Source organism: Aeromonas sp. R2-2 (genome assembly GCF_040908355.1).
In the GTDB taxonomy this organism is placed as follows: Bacteria; Pseudomonadota; Gammaproteobacteria; order Enterobacterales; family Aeromonadaceae; genus Aeromonas; species Aeromonas veronii.
The window spans coordinates 21546-41296 of the sequence record NZ_JBFODQ010000023.1 but is presented as its reverse complement, the minus strand read 5'-3'; the positions used below and the strand labels follow the sequence as shown (position 1 = coordinate 41296).

The window sequence follows — 19751 nt, the reverse complement described above, 5'->3', positions numbered from 1 at the left end:
CCGTGTCGTTATTAGAAGCGCAGGCCGGGCGACAGCTGCTCCGGCATGGCGGCTTTGCTGTCTTCGACGGAGGCAACCGGATACGCACAGTAATCAGCGGCATAGTAGGCGCTCGCTCTGTGGTTGCCGGAGGCACCCACGCCACCAAACGGCGCGGCACTGGAGGCACCGGTGATGGGCTTGTTCCAGTTGACGATACCGGCGCGGATCCGCTTGAAGAAGTGGTGCCAGTCCGCCTCCTTGTCCCCCAGCAGACCAGCCGAAAGACCATAACGGGTAGCATTGCCCTGATCGATGGCAGCATCGAAATCATCGTAACGAATGAGTTGCAGCAGCGGGCCGAAGTACTCTTCGTCAGGCAGCGCGCTCACTGAGGTCACGTCGATAATGCCCGGGGAGACAAAGCCGGTACCCGCTTCCAGGTGCTTGAGGGGAAGCAGGCTCTCGCCACCGAGGCGCTGCAGGTTGGCTTGTGCTTCGACCATGCCCTGTGCTGCCTTCTCGCTTATCATCGAGCCCATGAACGGCTGCTCGGCGGCGTCATAGAGGCCGACCTTGATCTGGCTGACCACCTCGATCAGTCGCTTGACCAGCGCATCGCCCCGCTCGCCGCGCTCGACAAACAGACGGCGGGAACAGGTGCAACGTTGACCCGAGGTGATAAATGCCGACTGGACGATGGCATGGACGGCGCCGTCGATGTCGCTCACATCTTTCACGATCAGCGGGTTGTTGCCGCCCATCTCGAGAGCCAGAATTTTGCCCGGCTGACCGGCAAACTGCTGATGAAGGAAATGGCCGGTGCGGGATGAACCAGTGAAGAAGAGGCCGTCGATGTCGGGGTTGCCAGCCAGCGCCTTGCCAGTCTCGACCTCCCCTTGCACCAGATTGAGCACCCCCTTGGGCAATCCGGCCTCCTGCCACACCTTGACCATGGCTTCCGCGACCATGGGGGTCAGCTCGGAGGGTTTGAACACCACGGCGTTACCCGCGATCAGTGCAGGTACGATATGGCCGTTGGGCAGATGACCCGGGAAGTTGTAAGGGCCGAACACCGCCACCACACCGTGGGGCTTGTGACGAACAAACGCCTTGGCGCCCGGCATGGCATTTTCAACGGTGCCGGTACGCTCGTCGTGCGCACGGATGGAGATGGCAATCTTGCCCTGCATGGCGGCTACTTCGGTGCGGGTCTCCCACAGCGGTTTGCCTGTTTCGCGGGCGATGGTCAGGGCCAGCGCCTCTTTCTGCTCGCCAAGCAGGTCGGCATAACGGCGCACTATGGCCAGGCGATCCTCAAGGCTAATGTCTGCCCAGTGGTAGAAGGCTGCACGGGCGGCCTTGACGGCGGCATCCACCTGCGCCGCACTGGCGGCAGCCCCCAGCCAGATCACCTCGTTCTTGGCCGGATCGGTTGACTCGAACGGCTTGCCTTCACCGGCAAGCCACTGACCGTCGATAAATTGCACTAACTGGCTCATCCATTCACTCCCTGTCGCTGGCAGGCAGCCTCGGCTGCCTGTCTGATAATCGGTTTGCTTGTCCTGTTTGCCTCAGTCGAGGTCAACCACCCGCACCATGTCGCCATCCTGCACCTTGAGTGCCGCCGCCATCTTGGGCGGAATGATGGCTTCGTGCTTGTCGAGATCGACCCGGATATTGCCGTAGCAGGCGCGGTAATGTTCGAAACGGCTGTTGCAGATAAGGTGGGTCTTGCCACCGATGGGCTCGCCCACCAGCACTCGCAGTTTCTTGCTGCGGCGCACGCTGCGGATATTCTTCACGTCGCACTCGACGGTGGGGCCCGCATCGAAAATATCGACGTAACCACGGTTCACGAAGCCCTCGTCCTGCAGCATCTTGATGGCGGGACGGGTCTTCTCGTGGGTCTGGCCGATAACGGCGCGCGCCTCTTTGCTCAGCAAATTGACGTAGATGGGGTACTTGGGCATCAACTCGGCGATAAAGCGCTTCTTGCCGATGCCGGTCAGATAGTCGACGGTGGGAAAATCCATCGAGAAGAAGTGGGTTTGCAGCCACTCGTAGAAGGGACTGTGGCCGTTGGCATCGGAGACGCCGCGCATCTCGGCGAAGACGGTCTCGTCAAACAGCTCGGGGTGCTCGGCCATAAACAGAAAGCGGTGCTTGGAGAGCAAGCGGCCGTTGAGCCCCTCGCGGGCACATTCGCGCAAAAACAGGGTGCAGAGCTCGGAGTTGCCGGTGTAGTCGTTGGAGAGGGTCAGGGTTTCAACGACGTTGTAGATGCCGAGCTTGGGAGAAGAGTGCACCACCTTGCCGATGTGGTAGTTGTAAAACGGCTGGGAGAGGCCAACCGCGGCATCGATGGCACAGGTGCCCACCATCTCGCCGGTCTCCAGATCCTCGGCCACGAAGAAGTAGAGGCAGTCCCCCTTGCCGGCGGGCTTGTCGGAAAAAGTCTGGGTCGAGGCGTCAATCTTGCGCTGCAGCAGCTCATCGTTGACGGGCAACGAGGTCATGCCGGTGCCGGACTCGATGGCGCAGGTCTTGAGCCCGGCAAAATCTTTTTGCTCGATGGGACGGATAACCAACATAAATGACAACTCCCTTTCATTGACGACAGGTGGGGTCCCGGCTCCTGCCGGGAGAGCTCCCCACCTCAATTTGGAATCAGGCGTTAACCACCTGGGCAACCGCCTTCTCAAAGCGGGCCAGCCCTTCCTTGATGTCCGCTTCCGGGATCACCAGTGAAGGGGCAAAACGAACCACGTTGGTACCAGCCACCAGTGCCATCAGCCCCTGATCGATGGAGGCCAACAGGAAGTCGCGGGAGCGCCCCTTGTAGGCATCGCTCAGGGCCGCGCCCAGCAGCAGACCCTTGCCGCGGATCTCGCTGAAGCAGTGGTATTTGGCATTGATGGCCTCAAGTCCATCACGGAACAGCTGCTCGCGCTGCTTGATGCCCGCCAGCACCTCCGGGGTATTGATCACATCGATCACCGCCTCGGCGACCGCACAGGCCAGCGGGTTGCCGCCGTAAGTAGAGCCGTGAGTGCCCACTTTCAAGTAAGAGGCGATTTCGTTGGTGGTCAGCATGGCGCCGATGGGGAAACCGCCCCCCAGCGCCTTGGCGCTGGTGAGGATGTCCGGCGTGACGCCCAGACCCATATAGGCATAGAGATCACCGGTCCGGCCGACCCCTGACTGCACTTCGTCATACACCAGCAGGGCATTGTGTTTGTCGCACAGCTCGCGCACCCCTTTGGCAAACTCGTCGGTAGGACGAATGATGCCCCCCTCCCCCTGCAGCGGCTCCATCACCACGGCGCAGGTGTTGTCGGAGATCACCTCGGCCAGCGCCGCCAGATCGTTGTAGGGAACATGGGTAATGTCACCGGGCTTGGGACCGAAGCCATCTGAGTAGGCTGCCTGGCCACCGACGCTGACGGTAAAGAAGGTACGACCGTGGAAGCCCTGATTGAAGGCGATGATCTGGGTCTTCTGCTCGCCAAACTTCTCGATGGCGTAGCGGCGAGCCAGCTTGAGAGCAGCCTCGTTTGCTTCGGCGCCGGAGTTGCAGAAGTAGACCTTGTCGGCAAAGGTGGCGGCGACCAGCTTCCTGGCCAGACGCAGGGCCGGCTCGTTGGTCATGACGTTGGAGAGGTGCCACAGCTTCTCGCCCTGGGTTTTCAGGGCCTCGACCAGCCTGGGATGACAGTGACCCAAACCATTGACGGCGATGCCACCGGCGAAGTCGACATACTCGCGCCCTTCCTGATCCCAGACACGTGACCCTTCACCACGCACCGGGATGATCTTGGCGGGCGCATAGTTGGGAACCATCACTTCATCAAACACTTCACGTGTCACTGCCAACAACTCTGACATATAGCTCTCCTTCGATTCGGCGACAGAATAATCCACCGCCCAAAAGTTAAATCCGTGTAAACGTGACGGGATTATCACAGAAATAAAGTAAAAAGTCTGTAACAAGACGGCCTATAAGGAACAATGTTCGATTGCTCTTGAGATTTTAGGCAACCGCATTGCATAACGACTCAGGGGGGCTTGGCAAGAGATAATTTGGGCAGGAGAGGGGGTGAATAAAGTGTCAGGGAAATTTTTTTTGCCTTCTCTCGAACTTGAGAAGGCGATCACAACTTTTTATGAACGCGCCAGAAAGTTGGCCAGCAACTGATGGCCCTGCTCGCTCAAAATGCTCTCCGGATGGAACTGAACACCCTCGATGGGGAGCGTCTTGTGGCGCAGCCCCATGATCTCGTCAAACGAGCCATCGGCATGCTCGCTCCAGGCGGTGATGTCGAAGCAGTCGGGCAGCGTGTCGCGCTCCACCACCAGCGAGTGGTAACGGGTCACCCGCAGCGGGTTGTTGAGCCCCTTGAACACCCCCTCATGGCGATGGCGGATGAACGAGGTTTTGCCGTGCATTACCTGACGGGCACGCACTACGCGGGCACCGAAGGCCTGCGCCAGCGACTGATGACCGAGACAGACGCCGAGAATGGGCAGCTTGCCAGCAAAGTGGCTGATGGCATCGAGAGAGATCCCCGCCTCATTGGGCGTACAGGGACCGGGAGAGATCACCAGAAAACGGGGAGAGAGCTGCGCTATGGCATCAAGCGTCAGTTCATCATTGCGCTTGACCACAACCTCTTGTCCCAGGGCGCCGAAATATTGCACCAGGTTCCAGGTAAAAGAGTCGTAGTTATCGATCAACAACAGCATGAGATAACCAACAGCGGAGAATTAACGATCGAGATAACGACCCTGTTCCATTTCCCGTTCACGCTGACACTCGGCCAGATAGATGGCGGCAGCAACGGCAGGGGTTTTATGGTGCTTGTCGATGGCATTGGAGACCATCAACTGCAGGGTATTGAGGTTTTTCGCCTTGCGAAATTTACGTAGCCAGTGACCTTTGTCACTCAGCTCTTCAGCAGAAATAGTTGGTTGAACAGGCATGCTTTCTCTTGGGGATATTACCCAGGTTGAAATAAAGAAATTAAACAAAATAGCTAGGCAGAAAATAAAGAAAGCCAGGCAAATACCCAGCTCTCTTCTACTACACCTTCCCAGTATGTCAGGCTCGAGGAACGAAGCCGACTACATCATATACGCTGGTCAGGGTTTTTTCAGCTCTTTCGCGCGCCTTTTGTGCGCCTTCTGCCAGAATCGCGATCAGATGGGCCTCATCCTGACGCAACTCGTGGAAACGGGCCTGGATCGGTTCCAGCAGCGCAACCACGGCTTCGGCGGTTTCGGTCTTGAGGTGACCGTACATCTTGCCTTCGAAGTGCTGCTCCAGCTCGGGGATGGAGCGGCCGGTCACACCGGACATCAGGGTCAGCAGGTTGGAGACACCCGGTTTGTTTTCCGGGTCGAAACGCACCACCGCCGGCTCGTCGGAGTCGGTCACCGCACGCTTGATCTTCTTGACGATCTGCTTGGGATCTTCCAGCAGGCCGATGAAGTTGGCTTCGTTGTCATCCGACTTGGACATCTTCTTGGTCGGATCCTGCAGGCTCATCACCCGTGCCCCTTCGGTCGGAATGAAGGGCTCCGGCATGGTGAACACCTCACCATAGAGGTTGTTGAAACGGGTGCAGATGTCGCGGGTCAGCTCCAGATGCTGCTTCTGGTCGTTGCCGACCGGCACCTGATTGGCCTGATAGAGCAGGATGTCGGCCGCCATCAGCACCGGATAACCGAACAGGCCGACGTTGACGTTGTTCTCGAAACGGGCGGACTTGTCCTTGAACTGGGTCATGCGCGACAACTCACCCATCTGGGTATAGCAGTTGAGGATCCAGCCCAGCTCGGCGTGCTGCGGCACGTGAGACTGGATGAAGACGGTGCTCTTCTTGGGATCGATACCGACCGCCAGATAGAGGGCTGCCGCGTCCAGACAAGCCTTGCGCAGGGCAGCCGGGTCCTGACGAGTGGTGATGGCGTGCAGGTCGACGATGCAGTAGAGGCAGTCGAACTCATCCTGCATGTTGACCCACTGACGCAGGGCCCCCATGTAGTTGCCGATGGTCAGTTGACCGGAGGGTTGCGCTCCGCTCAATACGATTGGTTTAGTCATGAGAGTGTTAATCCTTGTTATTCAGCCAGCCCAGCTGCGCTATTAGACCAAAAGTGCATCGAGCTGGGCAAACTGCTCGAATACCCAGTCTGGATGGGAGTCGGCGATGGGACGACCATAGTTGTAGCCGTATGTAAGGCCCACCACCTTCATGCCAGCCGCCTTGGCCGCCAGCACGTCATTTTCGGAGTCGCCCACCATCAGGGTGCGAGCGGGGCTCACCCCCAACTCCTGGCAGGCGTGCAGCAAGGGCTCCGGGCTCGGCTTCTTGACCGGCACACAGTTGCCGCCAAGCCAGAGTTCGAAGCAATCGCTGATGCCAAGGGCATCGAGGATGGGGGCCACGAAATCGCTCGGCTTGTTGGTGACGATCGCCTGCTTGTAGCCCAGGCTTTGCAAGCGACGCAGACTCTGGGCCACCCCGTCATACATCGCCAGCCCTTGCAGCAGGCAAGCGTTGTAGTGCTGGAAAAAGATCGGCCTGGCCTTGGCAAACAGCTCGGGATCGGCCTCGCGATAGGCGAGCGCCCGCTGGATCAGCTTGTCGGCTCCGTTGCCTACCCAGGTACGGATCACCGCTTCATCAGCCTGCGCCAGACCGAGGTCTGCCAGAGTCAGATTGACCGCCAGCGCCAGCTGGGCGGCGCTATCAATCAGGGTGCCGTCCAGATCGAACAGCACCAAATCAAATGCGCGCTCAGCGTGTGACATGAGCCAGCTCCGCACGCATCTTGTCGATCACCGCCTTGTAGTCAGGCTGGCTGAAAATGGCCGAGCCGGCGACAAACATGTCGGCACCCGCTTCGGCGATCTCGCGAATGTTGTCGACCTTCACCCCGCCATCGATCTCGAGGCGAATATCGCGGCCGCTCTCGTCGATCAGACGACGCACCTGACGCAGCTTGTCGAGGGTACCGGGGATAAAGCTCTGGCCACCGAAGCCCGGGTTGACCGACATCAGCAGGATCACATCCAGCTTGTCCATCACATACTCGAGGCAGGAGAGCGAGGTAGCAGGATTCAGCACCAGACCGGCCTGGCAGCCCATCTCCTTGATGAGGCCCAAAGAGCGATCAACGTGATCGGACGCTTCCGGATGGAAGGTGATGAGGGAAGCACCGGCCTTGGCAAAATCAGGAATGATGCGATCCACCGGCTTGACCATCAGGTGCACGTCGATGGGGGCCTCGATACCGTAGTCACGCAGCGCCTGACAGACCATGGGGCCAATGGTCAGGTTGGGGACATAGTGGTTGTCCATCACGTCGAAGTGAACCACGTCGGCACCGGCAGCCAGTACCTTGGCTACATCGTCACCCAGACGGGCAAAATCGGCAGAGAGGATCGAGGGGGCAATCAGAAAGTCTTTCATCAGCATCATCCATTGGCAGCCAGGGAGAAAAAGCGGCGCAATTTTAACGTAAAAGGCGGGCGAAAACGACTCGAATGCGGGGTAAATGGGGCAATCACCTCCCCTCCCCCAGCAACCCGGGTTATAGGACATCGGCACGGGCGCGGACTCGCCCATAAAAAACGGCGCCCCTGGGCGCCGCATGGTCTGTTACGTCAGTGGCAGCAGTTCACTGTCGCTGGGATAGTAGCCCTGCTCCGGTTCGATTCCTGGGGGATAGAGCGCCAACAACTCGGCCACCTTGTTGCGGGTGCCGCCGTTGCGACTGATGGTGCGCTTGACCAGAATCTCGTCGAGGCGGGCACCGCGATAAAGCTCACGAGTCAGCTCAATATCGTGGTTGCTGATCAGCACCGGCACCCCTTTGTGAGCCGCTGTGTGGCGGGCCAGTCGCGCCAGGATCGCCTGATCATCCAGGGTAAAACCGCCGGAGGCATAGGTGGTGAAGCTCGCCGTAGTGGAGAGCGGCGCATAGGGTGGATCACAATAGATAACCCAATCCTCTTCGGCACGCTTGATGGCATCGGCGTAGCTCTCGCAGATAAAGGTCGCCTTCTGCGCCTTTTCGGCAAAGGCCCACAGCTCTTTTTCCGGGAAATAGGGTTTCTTGTAGGAGCCGAACGGCACATTGAAGCCGCCCTTCTTGTTGTAGCGGCACAGTCCGTTGAAACCGTGACGGTTGAGGAACAGGAACAAGAGTGCCCGCTCGAAGGTGGTCTCGGTCTGATTGAACTGGGTACGCAGCCGGTAATAGGCCGCCTTGTGGTTGTGCTCTGCCACAAACAGCTTGCGCGCCTCGGCAATGAAACTGTCCGGCGTCAGCTTGAGGTGGTTATACAGGCAGATCAGATCCGGATTGATGTCGTTGAGCACATACGCGTCGTAGTCGGTGTTGAGAAACACTGACCCGGCCCCGACGAAGGGCTCCAGCAACACACGCCCGGCCGGCAGGCGCTCGGCAATCTCTTCAACCAGGGAGTATTTTCCCCCGGCCCATTTTAAAAAAGCGCGTGTTTTTTTCATGGAAATCCGGTGTGTAAGAAGGCAAGACCCAAAAAGGGGGACGATTCTACCCCCTTATCCGGTATCAAGGCTATTGCTTCAGCTCTTTTTGTACCTGTGCAAACGACTTGGGCCAGGGCTGGCCTTTCAGCAAGGCTGGCGGAAGCTTGCGAATGGCACTCTTGGCCTGGGTCAGACCGGCATAATCCCCTTGCAGCACCACGTACCAGGGGCTGCCACGGAATTTGGTTTGATAGACCCATACCTTACCCGCCAGACCATGCTCGGCGACAAATTGATCCACCGCCTTGGTGTTGCTCGCCCCCATCAGCTGAACGCTGTAGTGGTTGCGCGGCTTCTTGTTCAAGGTGGCGACCGGTGTCAGGGCCACTTTGGGTGCTGGCGCGGCAACCGGCTCGTTGCTGGCGGTTTTGGTGGTCGCAGCAGGCGTTGCGGTTGTCGCCGGATTCAGTGCTTTGGAGGTACTGGCCGGCGCCGTGGTTGCGATTGCACCACTGGGGGCTGTGCCACTCGGGTTCTTGCCGGTCAGCTCGTCCACCACGTCAGTAGGCAGTGCGCCGCTCACCTTGGGTTCGGTCATCAGCTTTTGCACGACCTCGTCAGAGATCACCACCCGACGCCCTTCGTAATTGGTTGATTCGGTGGTCACGGTTTCGCTCTCTACCGACTTGGGCAGCACTTTCGCCTCCGGCTGCCAATCCTTCACAACCCCGTTGGGATTGCTGGCTGCAGCGCTGTTTTGCGCGCCTTGTGCAGCGGCATCGGTATTCGAACCGCCTGCGGTGAGGGGATCGCCTCCCGCTACCGGGATCGGCAATGCCGTGTTCTGCGCCGGATCCTGCAGTGCCGGTTTGCTTTCATTGTCAAACAGCGCAGGCAGCAGGTAGCTCAAAGCCAGTAGCCCGCCAGCGACCAGCGCGATAGCGGTGGCAATCTTCTTGACGGGCAACTCCGCCTGACGCTTCTTGGGCCTTCTGTCGGTCATGATATCCTCCAGTAACTGCATGATGGTGGACGGATGTCCGTTCGCCGTTTTCAGGATCTCCTCCACTTGCGGCTTGGGCAAGAGGGTCGCCGGGATCTTGAGCTCTTTGGCTTTCTCATACAAGAAGATGCGCTGCTCGGGCGGGCTCAGGGGCGGCACCTCCAGCTCAAGGGCTGGCATGGCACGCCCTTTGAGCTGCGGTCGTTGGGTACGACACCAGACGTCACTACCCGAGACGATAATGGCCAGCTGATGGGGCGCCGCCAGGGTATCGTTATGACGTATGATCGCCCACAACTCTCCCAGCAGGTCGGCCGGCAACTGGTCGGCACGCTCTATCAGTAGCAACAGGGTGGCAGGCTTGCTCCCCTCCAGCATGCGAAAGAAGCTCTCCGCCAGCGCATCCTGTGGATTGAACAGCGGGCGCGCCACCACCTGTGGCAGCAACAGCTGGCGCACATCCACCATCTTCATGGCAGGCGTACCAATCAGGCTTACCACCCGCACTTTTTCCGGCAACACGCCGAGCAGGGATTCGCACAGCGTACCGCGACCACAACCGGGTTTACCGGAGAGAAAAATGAAAGGGTGATTGAATTCAATCAGATGCAGCAGCCGGTCAACCAGCTGCCGCTGGGAAGGAAGTTTTAGCAGTTTATTCGTCACGACCAGACTCGATCACCGCCAGCAACTCGGCATCGGACACATCCCCCACCACCTGCGCATGGCCGATGCCAACCGGCAACACCAGACGCAGCTTGCCTTCCAGCACCTTCTTGTCACGGCGCATATGGCGAATAAAGGCAGCGAAATCCATCTCGGCAGGCGCATGAATGGGCAGATTGGCGGCCAGCAGCAGAGCGCGCACACGCGCAACGTCCGCTTCGCTCATATCGCCACGGGCCTGCGCAGTCCAGGCTGCCAGCATGGTGCCGGCTGATACTGCTTCACCGTGCAGCCAGTTGCCATACCCCTGCTCGGCCTCGATGGCATGACCAAAGGTGTGGCCCAGATTGAGCAGCGCACGGACGCCGTGCTCGGTCTCATCCTGACCGACCACATCGGCTTTGATCTCGCAGCAGCGTTTGATGGCGTAGGCCAGCGCGGCAGGTTCCAGCTGTTGCAGACGCACCATGTTCTGCTCCAGCCAGCTGAAGAAATCAGCATCCCAAATGATGCCGTACTTGATCACCTCGGCCATCCCTGCGGCAAATTCGCGGGCGGGCAAGGTACTCAGACATTCGGTATCGATAACAACTTGTTTGGGCTGATAAAAAGCCCCAATCATGTTCTTGCCGAGGGGGTGGTTGACAGCAGTTTTACCGCCGACAGAGGAGTCAACCTGGGAGAGCAGAGTGGTCGGGATCTGGATAAAAGGAATGCCACGTTGATAGCTTGCTGCCGCAAAGCCCACCACATCCCCGATCACGCCGCCCCCCAGAGCGATCAGTGTCGTATCGCGCCCATGGTTGGTTTCAAGCAGAGCAGACATGATCTGCTCAAAAGTCGCCAGGTTCTTGCACGCCTCGCCGTCAGGCAGGATCAGGTGTTCAACCTGAAAACCCGACAGCAGAGCGGTTACCTGTTCAAGATAAAGCGGAGCAACGACCGTGTTGGTCACTATCATCACCCGCTTGCCCTTGATGGTCGATACCAGCGCCTCGGGGCGCTGCAACAACCTGGCAGCTATCTCGATGGGATAGCTGCGTTCACCCAGTTCGACCTTCAACCGTTCCATGGACGTCCTCTAGATTACATACCGATCAGCTTTACAATTTGATTGGCAACGATTTTTGCGCTCTGGTCATCGGTGTGCACAACAAAGTCGGCAACCTCTTCATACAGGGCATTGCGCTCTTGTGCCAGACGTTCCAGCACTTCGCGTGCCGGTTCTTCGGTCTGTAGCAGAGGGCGGCGTTTGTCTCGCTGTGTGCGCGCCAGCTGCTTTTCGATAGTGGTTTCGAGGTAGACCACAATGCCACGAGCAGACAACTTGTTGCGGGTTTCGCGACTCTTGATGGCACCGCCACCCGTCGCCAGCACGATACCCTGCTGCTCTGACAATTCGCCGATCACCTTCTCTTCGCGAATCCGGAAACCTTCTTCGCCTTCAACATCGAACACCCAGCCGATATCAGCACCACTGCGGCGCTCAATCTCATGATCTGAGTCGAAAAACTCCATATGCAGTTGTTCTGCCAGATGTCTACCTATGGTGCTCTTGCCCGCACCCATGGGACCTATCAGGAAAATATTGCGTTTCTCAGCCATGTCTTTTCGTTAGTAATTACAAACTGTACGACCCCGATGAATACTGGATCGGGGTACCTATGAACCTTATCTTGCGATGGATCAGGAGGGGGATTATCTCAATAGATATCGGGACTGGCAACCGCAGCCCTTACGCCCCAGCCTCATTGGGGCGTAAGGTTATATGTGTTTTACCCTCACATGTAAAGCATTCAGAAGGCGTCGGTGACTATCTTGGGCGTCACGAAAATCAGCAACTCCCGCTTTTTGTTCTCGCTGGTGGTCTTGCGGAACAAGGCCCCCAATCCGGGAATGTCACCCAGCAACGGCACCTTGGTCACATCGCTCTTTATGGTCTGCTGATAGATGCCGCCCAACACCAGGGTCTCGCCATTGTTCACCAGCACCTGAGTGGTGATGGACTGGGCGTTGATGGAAACCGCATCACCGGTACCGGTCGGTACCGTTTCACCCTTGGTATCCTGGGTCACGGTCAGGTCGAGAATCACCCGATTGTCAGGGGTGATCTGCGGAGTAACCTTCAGGCTCAATACCGCCTTCTTGAAGGTAACCGAGGTAGCGCCACTGGAAGAGGACTCCACATAGGGGATCTCGGTACCCTGCTCGATCAGCGCCGGTTTCTGGTTCGCAGTGGTCACGCGCGGACTGGCGATAATCTCGGCCTTGCTCTCTTTTTCCAGCGCCGACAACTCGAGATCCAGCAAGGTGCCATCAGCCAAACGGGCAACCTGGAAGGCCAAAGTACCGGCCGCATTGGTCACCGGCAGGTTGACGTTCAACCGATCGTCTGCTGTCGGCCTGGTAATTGTCGAGCCTCCATTGTTATTACCAGAGCCATCATTCCCCTCGATTGAGCCGGACGTACTGTTGCCATGACCATCGTTTTTGGTCACACCCCACCGCACCCCGAGCGCTTCATCAAAGCCATCGTCAATAGTCACCATCCGCGCCTCGATAACCACCTGCTTGACCGGAATATCGAGAATATCGAGCATCCGTTTGATGCTGCTGATGACATCGGCGGTATCCTTGACCACCAGCACGTTGGTTCGCTCGTCCACGCTCACCGCACCACGGGGTGACAGCAACTTGGTACTTTCGGAAGAGAGCAGGGCCGCCACTTCCGAGGCCTTGGCATAGTTTATCTGCAGATACTCGGTATAGAGCTGCGCCAAATCAGCAACCTGATTGCGGCTCTCAAGTTGTTGCTTCTCGCGTGTTGCGATCTCTTCTGCAGGCGCTACCAGCAAGATGTTGTTATCCAGCCGCTTATCCAGACCCCGCACCTTCAAAATAATGTCGAGCGCCTGCTCCCACGGCACCCCATCCAGACGCAGGGTAATATTGCCTGCTACCGAATCTGTGGTTACCAGGTTGAGATTGTTGAAATCAGCGATCAGCTGCAACACGGTACGGACTGGAATATCCTGGAAGTTCAATGAGATGGGCTTGCCATGATACTGCTTCGATGCCGTGGCCGTCGTCCGCTTTTTCACCTCGATAATGAAGAGCTTGTCTGCCTGATCGTAACGGTAATCAAACTGACCATTGATCGACAGTTCAAACAGGGTATCACTGCCCTGCCGGGAGACTTCAACCTGAGAGACCGGCGTTGCAAAATCCTGCACGTTGATCAGATTTAGCAAACCATCCGGTACCCGAGTACCATGAAACTTGGCCAGTACGGTCTGACCGCGGCTGCTCACATCAACGGCGGCGGAGCTGTTATCCAGCGTGACCAGAAACTCCCCCTGGCCATCTTTACCACGACGAAAATCCACACCGGTAACCGAGTTGAAATAGGCGCCGCCCCCACTGCTTTGATAGTTGTTGAGCACCGGCTTGCTGGCAGGCTGTGTTGCTACCGGCGTTGTCACGGGCGCAACAGGCATAGACCGAGCGACGACCTGAGGATTGAGCAGCGCCGAAGGAGAGGGTGTGGCCACCATCGCAGAGGGCACTGGCACAGGAGTAGCCGAGGTTGCGGGTGCAATCAGCGCGCTCTCACCATTGATGAGCCCGGAAGAGGCCCCCTCGCCCAATGACACCAGTAATTTGGTCCCCTGTTGCTGAACCTGATAGGGGGCCAGCTGATCGAGTGCGATCTTGATATCCAGACCTGCGCCCTTACCCTCAACCTTGATATTATCTACCCCCAGGCGCTGGATCGGCAGCGGGTTCACTTTCAGCGCCCCTACCGCACCGGGAACATGCAACAACAACTGATTGGGTTGGTAAGAGAGACGATCGGTAAAGCCCGTGACCGGCTCACTGAAACTGAGCTCCACCAGCAATTGATCGGCAAGCAGCGGATTGACCTTGATCTCCTGCAGGGTTGCCACTGCCCACGCCTGACTGAGGGCGCTGGCGCAAAACAGCAAAGCCACTTTGGATACACTCTCTATTGTTGTTCTCATTGCTGTTCGTCCCTGATTATTGTTTTTCTTGCACATTGGCCATTGCCAACTGGGTTTCTCTTGTTACCCAGCACCCCTTCCCGTCCGGAATGGTTTCCAGCAAATCCACGGCAGTGTCAGTGATCTTGATGACCCGGCCCTGATCAAGCCCCATATACTGGTTGAGCCCGACCCGCATCGATTTGCCATCCGGGGTGCTGATCAAGGCCCACAACTGACCCGCCTTACCCAAAGAACCATGCATCGACAGACTGGCCAGCGAATAATTTTCCAGCACCTCTTTCTCACGATCCATCAGGGTCTGTGCACAATCCGGCTGGGCCTTGGCAGTACTTGTACTTCCGACCGTCGCCTCAGGCTGGGGAACCATGAAGGGGCTGCGCAACTCGCGTTGCTGGTAGTGCATAGGGGCAAATGGCTTCAGCTCGGGCAAGGGCTCGATAGGTATGGGCGGCCTTGCTTTGGTCTGGGCGACATAGCTATCCATGTCCTCCTGACCACCACACGCCGCCAGCAAGAGGGCAGGCAACAACCAGCAGATGCGTCTCATTGTTTCGGCTCCACTGTTTTACCGTTGTACTTGTAGGTCTTGGCCAACATCGACATCGAAATCAGCTCCCCTTCATCCTTGCTCTGACCCAGAGTGAAGGAGTCAAGGATGACGATACGGGGCAAGGCGGCCATGTCAGCGGTGAACTTTCCAATTTCATGGTAAGTGCCCACTACCTCGATACGCATTGGTAGCTCGGTTGAAAACTCGTGCTTTACCTCTGGCTCCCAGTTGATCCGGTTCAATTTCAAGCCGTTGTCGGTAGCAATAAAGCTGATATCGTCCAGCAGACCGGCGACCTCATGGGTATTGGGCAACTGCTTGAGCTGGGTATCGACCAGTTGCTCAAGCTGGACCATTTGCGCCTTGTATGCCCCCAGGTTGGCAGCCAGCATCGCCTTGCTTTCAAACTGGGCTTTCAGTTCGGTCTCTTTCCCCGCTTCCTGAGTCAAACTGGTCAGTGAGTTGGCAATCACGTAGTAGTAGATGGCGCCGCCGGTCAACACGCAGCAGAAAAAGATGAAGACCCCTTTTGCCCATTTTGGCCAGCTTGCTATGTCATTGATATCCAACTCGTTGAGTTGCTGAAGGTTCATTGTTGCTCCTTGGCCACATTCCCTGCAGCCGCAGCATTGTTGGCGATCAGGAACATCATGGAAAACTGGCTCAATGACACTGGCGCAACATCAGCCGCAAAAATAGTGCTTATCTTTGCCTGACCCAACCAACCGGAACCATCAATCCGCCGCATCATGCTGGCCACCCGACCATAGGCTTCGGTCTTGCCATTTACATCAATAATATTGTTCTGCATCGAGAGGGTGTTGAGGTAAACCCCATTGGGTACCAATGAAGGCAGCTGATTGAAGAGGCGGACGGGCACATTGCGTCGCATCTGCAACTGCTCGATGAGCTGCATCCGATCGATCAATTCCTTGCGACGCTCTTTGAGCAGACGGATCTCCCCCAGTTGGGCATCCAGAATAGTCATCTCCTGAACCAGCCTCTGGTTGCGCTGCTGCTGGGCGACGATCTGGCGATCAACCAGCCAGTTGGCAAAAAATCCCAGCGCGACCGTGGCCAGCACAAAAATCCCCAGCAAGGCCCCGAACTGTTTCTTTTGGCGCTGGGCCCGGGCTTCACGCCAGGGTAGAAGGTTTATATTTGACATGGTGTGAAACTCCTCAGAGCCAACCCGAATGCCGTCATATATTTAGCACCATGTACCAGCTCGGCCTCTCCTTTCGGTTTGCCAAACAGAGCGAACAGATCCGGGTGCAATACCTCGCAATTGACCTCTTCTTTTACCTGCACCAACAAACCGGGCAGCAGACTGCCTCCCCCCGTCAGCACCAGTTTTGCGATGTCGCGATAACCGGATGAACTGCAAAAGAGCTGGATATTGCGCCGCACTTGCTGCAGCAGCGAGTTGATGTGGGGCATCAGCACATCCAGCTCATGGTCAACAGGCAAGGTACCTTTGGTTTTAGCCTGCTCAGCCTCATCCAGCGTCATGCCATAAAAGGAGGAGAGCGCCTGGCTGTACTGATCGCCGCCGAAGTTTTGCAAGCGGGAGTAGATCACCTCTCCCTTGACCAGCGCCGCAAAGGTCATGGCACTGGCACCGATATCTATCACCCCGATCGGCCGTTCACTCTCCTGCAATTCGGGCAGACAGGCCACCACGGCACGACCCAGCGCATGGGCGCCCACATCCACCACCTTGACGGCAATACCGGCTTCGGCAAGGGCGCTGACCCGGCCGTTGACACTCTCGGTACGGGCTGCACTCAGCAGCACATCCTGACGATCTTCACTGTTGTTGGTGCTCAGCACCTCAAAGTCGAGGCTCACTTCATCGAGGGGGAAGGGAATGATCTGCTCGGCCTCCAGCTGCACCTGATTCTCCAGCTCCTTGTCGCTGAGGCGGGCATCAATCTGGATCACCTTGGTAATCACGTTGGAACCGGTCACCGCAGTGGCGGCATAGTCGCTGTGAGTTGGAATAAGACGCTTGAGGGTCTTGAGAGATTGGCTGACGCGCTCGATATCCTGCAATTGATAGTCAACCAGCGTCCCTTTCGGGGTGGCAATATCGGCGACAGATTCGAGATGAAGCTTGCCGGGTCGGCCACTGAGGGTAACGGCCTTGATGGTCTGGCTGCCAAAATCAATGCCCACCAGAGGGAGGAGGGATCCCTTGTTAAAAAGCCCAAACATATACACATCCATGCGTTATTTGGTTTTATTCCTGAACAGAGTGTAGGACACCCGATCAGAGGAGTGCTTCACTCATCCTAAATGCTCTAACTATCAATGTCATAAAGTTTATGCCGAAAAGTGACCCATCTCGCTTTCTTCATGGCAAGTGGCCCTCCTTGGTTATTGCTCCCCGTAGTGCTAACCTCTCGCATCCTTTTGAGGTGGGTGGCTCGCCACAGGAAAACCTCGAATTCCCGATGGCAAAAGGGCTATACTCTGCGCCCGTTGGCTAATTTTAAGACGATTGGTAGTTCTTCCATGCTGAAATGGCTCGTTCGCCTGTTTATTGTCATGATGCTGGGTGCAGTGCTGGGTGTTGCCAGCCTCATCGGTATCTACTTCTATATCAAACCCCAACTGCCCGATGTCACCGCACTGCGTGACGTCAAGCTGGCAACCCCGATGCGGGTTTACAGCCGGGATGGAGAGTTGATCGCCCAATATGGCGAAATTCGTCGCATTCCGCTGCGTCTGGACGAAATTCCGCAACCCATGATCGATGCCGTACTGGCGACCGAAGATGCACGTTTCTATGAGCACCCGGGCATTGACCCGATAGGTATCATTCGAGCCGCATCTGTCTGGGCTGTTTCCGGCCATGCCCGTCAGGGTGCCAGTACCATCACCCAGCAGGTTGCCCGCAACTTCTTCCTGAGCAATGAGAAGACCATCATCCGCAAGATCAAGGAGGTCTTCCTGGCCTGGCGGATCGAGCAGAATCTCTCAAAAGATGAGATCCTCGAACTCTACCTCAACAAGATCCCCCTCGGTTATCGCTCCTTCGGGATCGGTGCTGCGGCACAGGTTTACTTTGGTAAAGAGGTCAAGGATCTGGGACTGGACGAGATCGCCATCATTGCAGGTCTGCCGAAAGCCCCCTCCATGCTCAACCCCATCCGCTCCCCCGAGCGCGCCTTTGCTCGCCGCAACGTGGTGCTGGGCCGGATGCTGGAAACCGGCAAGATCACCCAAGCCCAGTTTGACGAAGCGTCCAAGATGCCGATCAAGGCCCGTTTTCACGGCGCCGAAGTGACCCTGCACGCCCCCTATCTGGGGGAAATGGTGCGCCAGAAGATGGTCGAGCAGTTCGGTGAAGATGCCTATACCATGGGCCTGCACGTCTACACTACCGTCTCTGCCGAACGTCAGCGGGCGGCAAGACAGGCACTGCTCGATGGCGTTTTTGCCTATGACATGCGCCACGGCTATCGCGGCCCAACGGCTCAGTTATGGAAGGCTGGCGAGACAGCCTGGGATTACGAGCAGATTGTCGCTCACCTTGGCAAGCAGCCCACTTATGATCCGCTGATGGCGGCGGTCGTGACCCAGCTTGGTGATCGCAGCGCCACGCTGGTACTGAAGAATGGCAAGGAAGCAGAGCTCGGCTGGAACGGCATTAAATGGGCCCGCTCCTTTATTACCGACGACCGTCAGAGCTATGCCCCGAAATCGGCGCGCGATGTGCTGAAAGTCGGCGCCCAGATCTGGGTACGGGAAGAGGGCGAAGAGTTGCTGCTGGCCCAAATCCCGGACGTCAACGCCGCGCTGGTTGCCATGAACCCGAAAAATGGGGCACTGGAAGCACTGGTCGGTGGTTTCAGCTTCGAACTCTCCAAATTCAACCGGGTCGATCAGGCGCGTCGCCAGATCGGTTCCAATATCAAGCCCTTCCTCTATGCGACCGCGCTGGAGCATGGCTATACCCTGGCGTCGCTCATCAACGATGCGCCGATCAACCAGTGGGATCCGTCAAAAGGGCCCATGTGGCAGCCCAAGAACTCCCCGGCCGTTTATGATGGCCCCACCCCGCTGCGTCTGGGTCTGGCCAAGTCCAAGAACGTGATGTCGGTTCGACTGATGCGCGCCATCGGTCTGGATACCTATATCGACGGTCTGACCCGCTTTGGCTTCCCCCGCGACTTCATCTCTCCCCATGAGTCGCTGGCGCTGGGCGCTGCCGAATTCACCCCCCTCGAAGTGGTACGTGGTTACTCGGTACTGGCCAACGGTGGCTTCCTGGTTACCCCATACTTCATTGACAAAGTGACCGACAGTCTGGAGAACACCCTCTATCAGGCCAATCCTGCTATTGCTTGCACCACCTGCGAACAGCAGGCCGCACCCGAGCAGAGCACACTACCGGAGCCAACTGTTGATGGAGCCGCACAAGATGGCACGCAGACCCCTCTCGCGCCAACCATCGCCCCGCATACCATCAGTGCCCAGAGTGCGTTCCTGATCACCGACACCCTGAGCACAGCCATCTGGGGTGGCAACGGCTGGCGTGGTACCGGCTGGCGTGCAGCCCGCGACCTGAAACGTCACGATATCTCAGGCAAAACCGGTACCACCAACGAATCGCGGGATGCCTGGTTCTCCGGCTACACCCCGGACATCGTTGCCACCTCCTGGATCGGTTTTGACAACCACCAGCGTGGCCTTGGCCGTGCCGAGTTTGGTGGCGGCGCCGCGCAGCCTATCTGGATCGACTTCATGAAAGTCGCCCTCAAAAAGCTGCCGGAGCACAAAATGCCGGTTCCCGAAGGGATCATGACAGTGAAGATTGATAGCGAAACCGGCCTGCTGGCAACCAGTGGCGGCACCGACGAATACTTCAAGGAAGGGACCGAGCCGACCCGCTACGCAGCACCGAGCTCGGATGGCAATCAGGTCTACGGCGGTGACAACCCCGATGTGGAAGGGCCTGTCTCAACCGACGATATCTTCTAAGCTGCTCTCGCGGCAGA

Annotated in this window: 18 protein-coding genes; 1 reads left to right on the top strand and 17 read right to left on the bottom strand. The window is 57.6% G+C overall.

The features are described 5' to 3' along the window. Positions 1 to 11: 11 nt before the first annotated feature. From astD to tapM, 17 genes are all read right to left on the bottom strand, one after another. Positions 12 to 1481, bottom strand: a complete 1470-nt coding sequence (astD, locus tag AB5Z09_RS04225) for a succinylglutamate-semialdehyde dehydrogenase (RefSeq protein ID WP_368194703.1) — start codon at positions 1479 to 1481, stop codon at positions 12 to 14. A gap of 72 nt (positions 1482 to 1553) precedes the next feature. Continuing rightward, entirely contained in the window at positions 1554 to 2573 is a 1020-nt protein-coding gene (gene astA / locus AB5Z09_RS04220; protein WP_005334994.1) for an arginine N-succinyltransferase, read from the bottom strand. A gap of 76 nt (positions 2574 to 2649) precedes the next feature. Then, the gene (locus AB5Z09_RS04215; RefSeq protein ID WP_204380097.1) at positions 2650 to 3867 is read right to left on the bottom strand and encodes an aspartate aminotransferase family protein; all 1218 of its coding nucleotides are present in this window, start codon (positions 3865 to 3867) and stop codon (positions 2650 to 2652) included. 276 nt (positions 3868 to 4143) lie between these two features. Next, positions 4144 to 4725, bottom strand: a complete 582-nt coding sequence (locus tag AB5Z09_RS04210; protein WP_244774836.1) for an aminodeoxychorismate synthase component II — start codon at positions 4723 to 4725, stop codon at positions 4144 to 4146. A gap of 21 nt (positions 4726 to 4746) precedes the next feature. Continuing rightward, positions 4747 to 4962, bottom strand: a complete 216-nt coding sequence (locus tag AB5Z09_RS04205) for a hypothetical protein (protein ID WP_005334997.1) — start codon at positions 4960 to 4962, stop codon at positions 4747 to 4749. 118 nt (positions 4963 to 5080) lie between these two features. After that, positions 5081 to 6085 (bottom strand): tryptophan--tRNA ligase, encoded by a 1005-nt coding sequence (gene trpS, locus AB5Z09_RS04200; protein WP_005362251.1) that lies wholly within the window; start codon positions 6083 to 6085, stop codon positions 5081 to 5083. Positions 6086 to 6127: 42 nt separating this feature from the next. Next, complete coding sequence (locus AB5Z09_RS04195) at positions 6128 to 6796, bottom strand: phosphoglycolate phosphatase (protein ID WP_042082626.1); 669 nt, start codon at positions 6794 to 6796, stop codon at positions 6128 to 6130. Continuing rightward, entirely contained in the window at positions 6783 to 7457 is a 675-nt protein-coding gene (gene rpe / locus AB5Z09_RS04190; protein WP_005335006.1) for a ribulose-phosphate 3-epimerase, read from the bottom strand. Before rpe ends, AB5Z09_RS04195 begins: the two co-directional genes overlap by 14 nt. 189 nt (positions 7458 to 7646) lie before the next feature. Further along, the gene (locus AB5Z09_RS04185) at positions 7647 to 8519 is read right to left on the bottom strand and encodes a Dam family site-specific DNA-(adenine-N6)-methyltransferase (RefSeq protein WP_005335008.1); all 873 of its coding nucleotides are present in this window, start codon (positions 8517 to 8519) and stop codon (positions 7647 to 7649) included. 70 nt (positions 8520 to 8589) lie between these two features. After that, a complete protein-coding gene (locus AB5Z09_RS04180) occupies positions 8590 to 10170 on the bottom strand; it encodes an SPOR domain-containing protein (protein WP_368194702.1) in 1581 nt (526 codons plus the stop codon). Continuing rightward, the gene (gene aroB / locus AB5Z09_RS04175) at positions 10160 to 11242 is read right to left on the bottom strand and encodes a 3-dehydroquinate synthase (protein WP_368194701.1); all 1083 of its coding nucleotides are present in this window, start codon (positions 11240 to 11242) and stop codon (positions 10160 to 10162) included. Before aroB ends, AB5Z09_RS04180 begins: the two co-directional genes overlap by 11 nt. A gap of 14 nt (positions 11243 to 11256) precedes the next feature. Further along, positions 11257 to 11775 carry a shikimate kinase AroK gene (gene aroK / locus AB5Z09_RS04170; RefSeq protein ID WP_005335014.1) on the bottom strand — a complete coding sequence of 173 codons (519 nt, stop codon included), beginning with the start codon at positions 11773 to 11775 and terminating at the stop codon, positions 11257 to 11259. Between the two features lie 191 nt (positions 11776 to 11966). Beyond that, the gene (gene pilQ / locus AB5Z09_RS04165; RefSeq protein WP_368194700.1) at positions 11967 to 14192 is read right to left on the bottom strand and encodes a type IV pilus secretin PilQ; all 2226 of its coding nucleotides are present in this window, start codon (positions 14190 to 14192) and stop codon (positions 11967 to 11969) included. A 16-nt stretch (positions 14193 to 14208) separates the two neighbouring features. Then, positions 14209 to 14742 (bottom strand): pilus assembly protein PilP, encoded by a 534-nt coding sequence (locus AB5Z09_RS04160; RefSeq protein WP_005335020.1) that lies wholly within the window; start codon positions 14740 to 14742, stop codon positions 14209 to 14211. Beyond that, positions 14739 to 15338 carry a PilO family type IV pilus biogenesis protein TapO gene (gene tapO, locus AB5Z09_RS04155; protein WP_019446350.1) on the bottom strand — a complete coding sequence of 200 codons (600 nt, stop codon included), beginning with the start codon at positions 15336 to 15338 and terminating at the stop codon, positions 14739 to 14741. Before tapO ends, AB5Z09_RS04160 begins: the two co-directional genes overlap by 4 nt. Continuing rightward, positions 15335 to 15913 (bottom strand): PilN family type IV pilus biogenesis protein TapN, encoded by a 579-nt coding sequence (gene tapN / locus AB5Z09_RS04150; RefSeq protein ID WP_005353997.1) that lies wholly within the window; start codon positions 15911 to 15913, stop codon positions 15335 to 15337. The genes tapO and tapN overlap by 4 nt, the downstream gene beginning before the upstream one ends. Continuing rightward, positions 15901 to 16962 carry a PilM family type IVa pilus assembly protein TapM gene (gene tapM, locus AB5Z09_RS04145; protein ID WP_005335023.1) on the bottom strand — a complete coding sequence of 354 codons (1062 nt, stop codon included), beginning with the start codon at positions 16960 to 16962 and terminating at the stop codon, positions 15901 to 15903. The genes tapN and tapM overlap by 13 nt, the downstream gene beginning before the upstream one ends. Before the next feature lie 300 nt (positions 16963 to 17262). Here tapM and AB5Z09_RS04140 point away from each other — a divergent pair, with 300 nt between their 5' ends. After that, complete coding sequence (locus AB5Z09_RS04140; RefSeq protein WP_199427306.1) at positions 17263 to 19734, top strand: penicillin-binding protein 1A; 2472 nt, start codon at positions 17263 to 17265, stop codon at positions 19732 to 19734. Positions 19735 to 19751 lie beyond the last annotated feature (17 nt).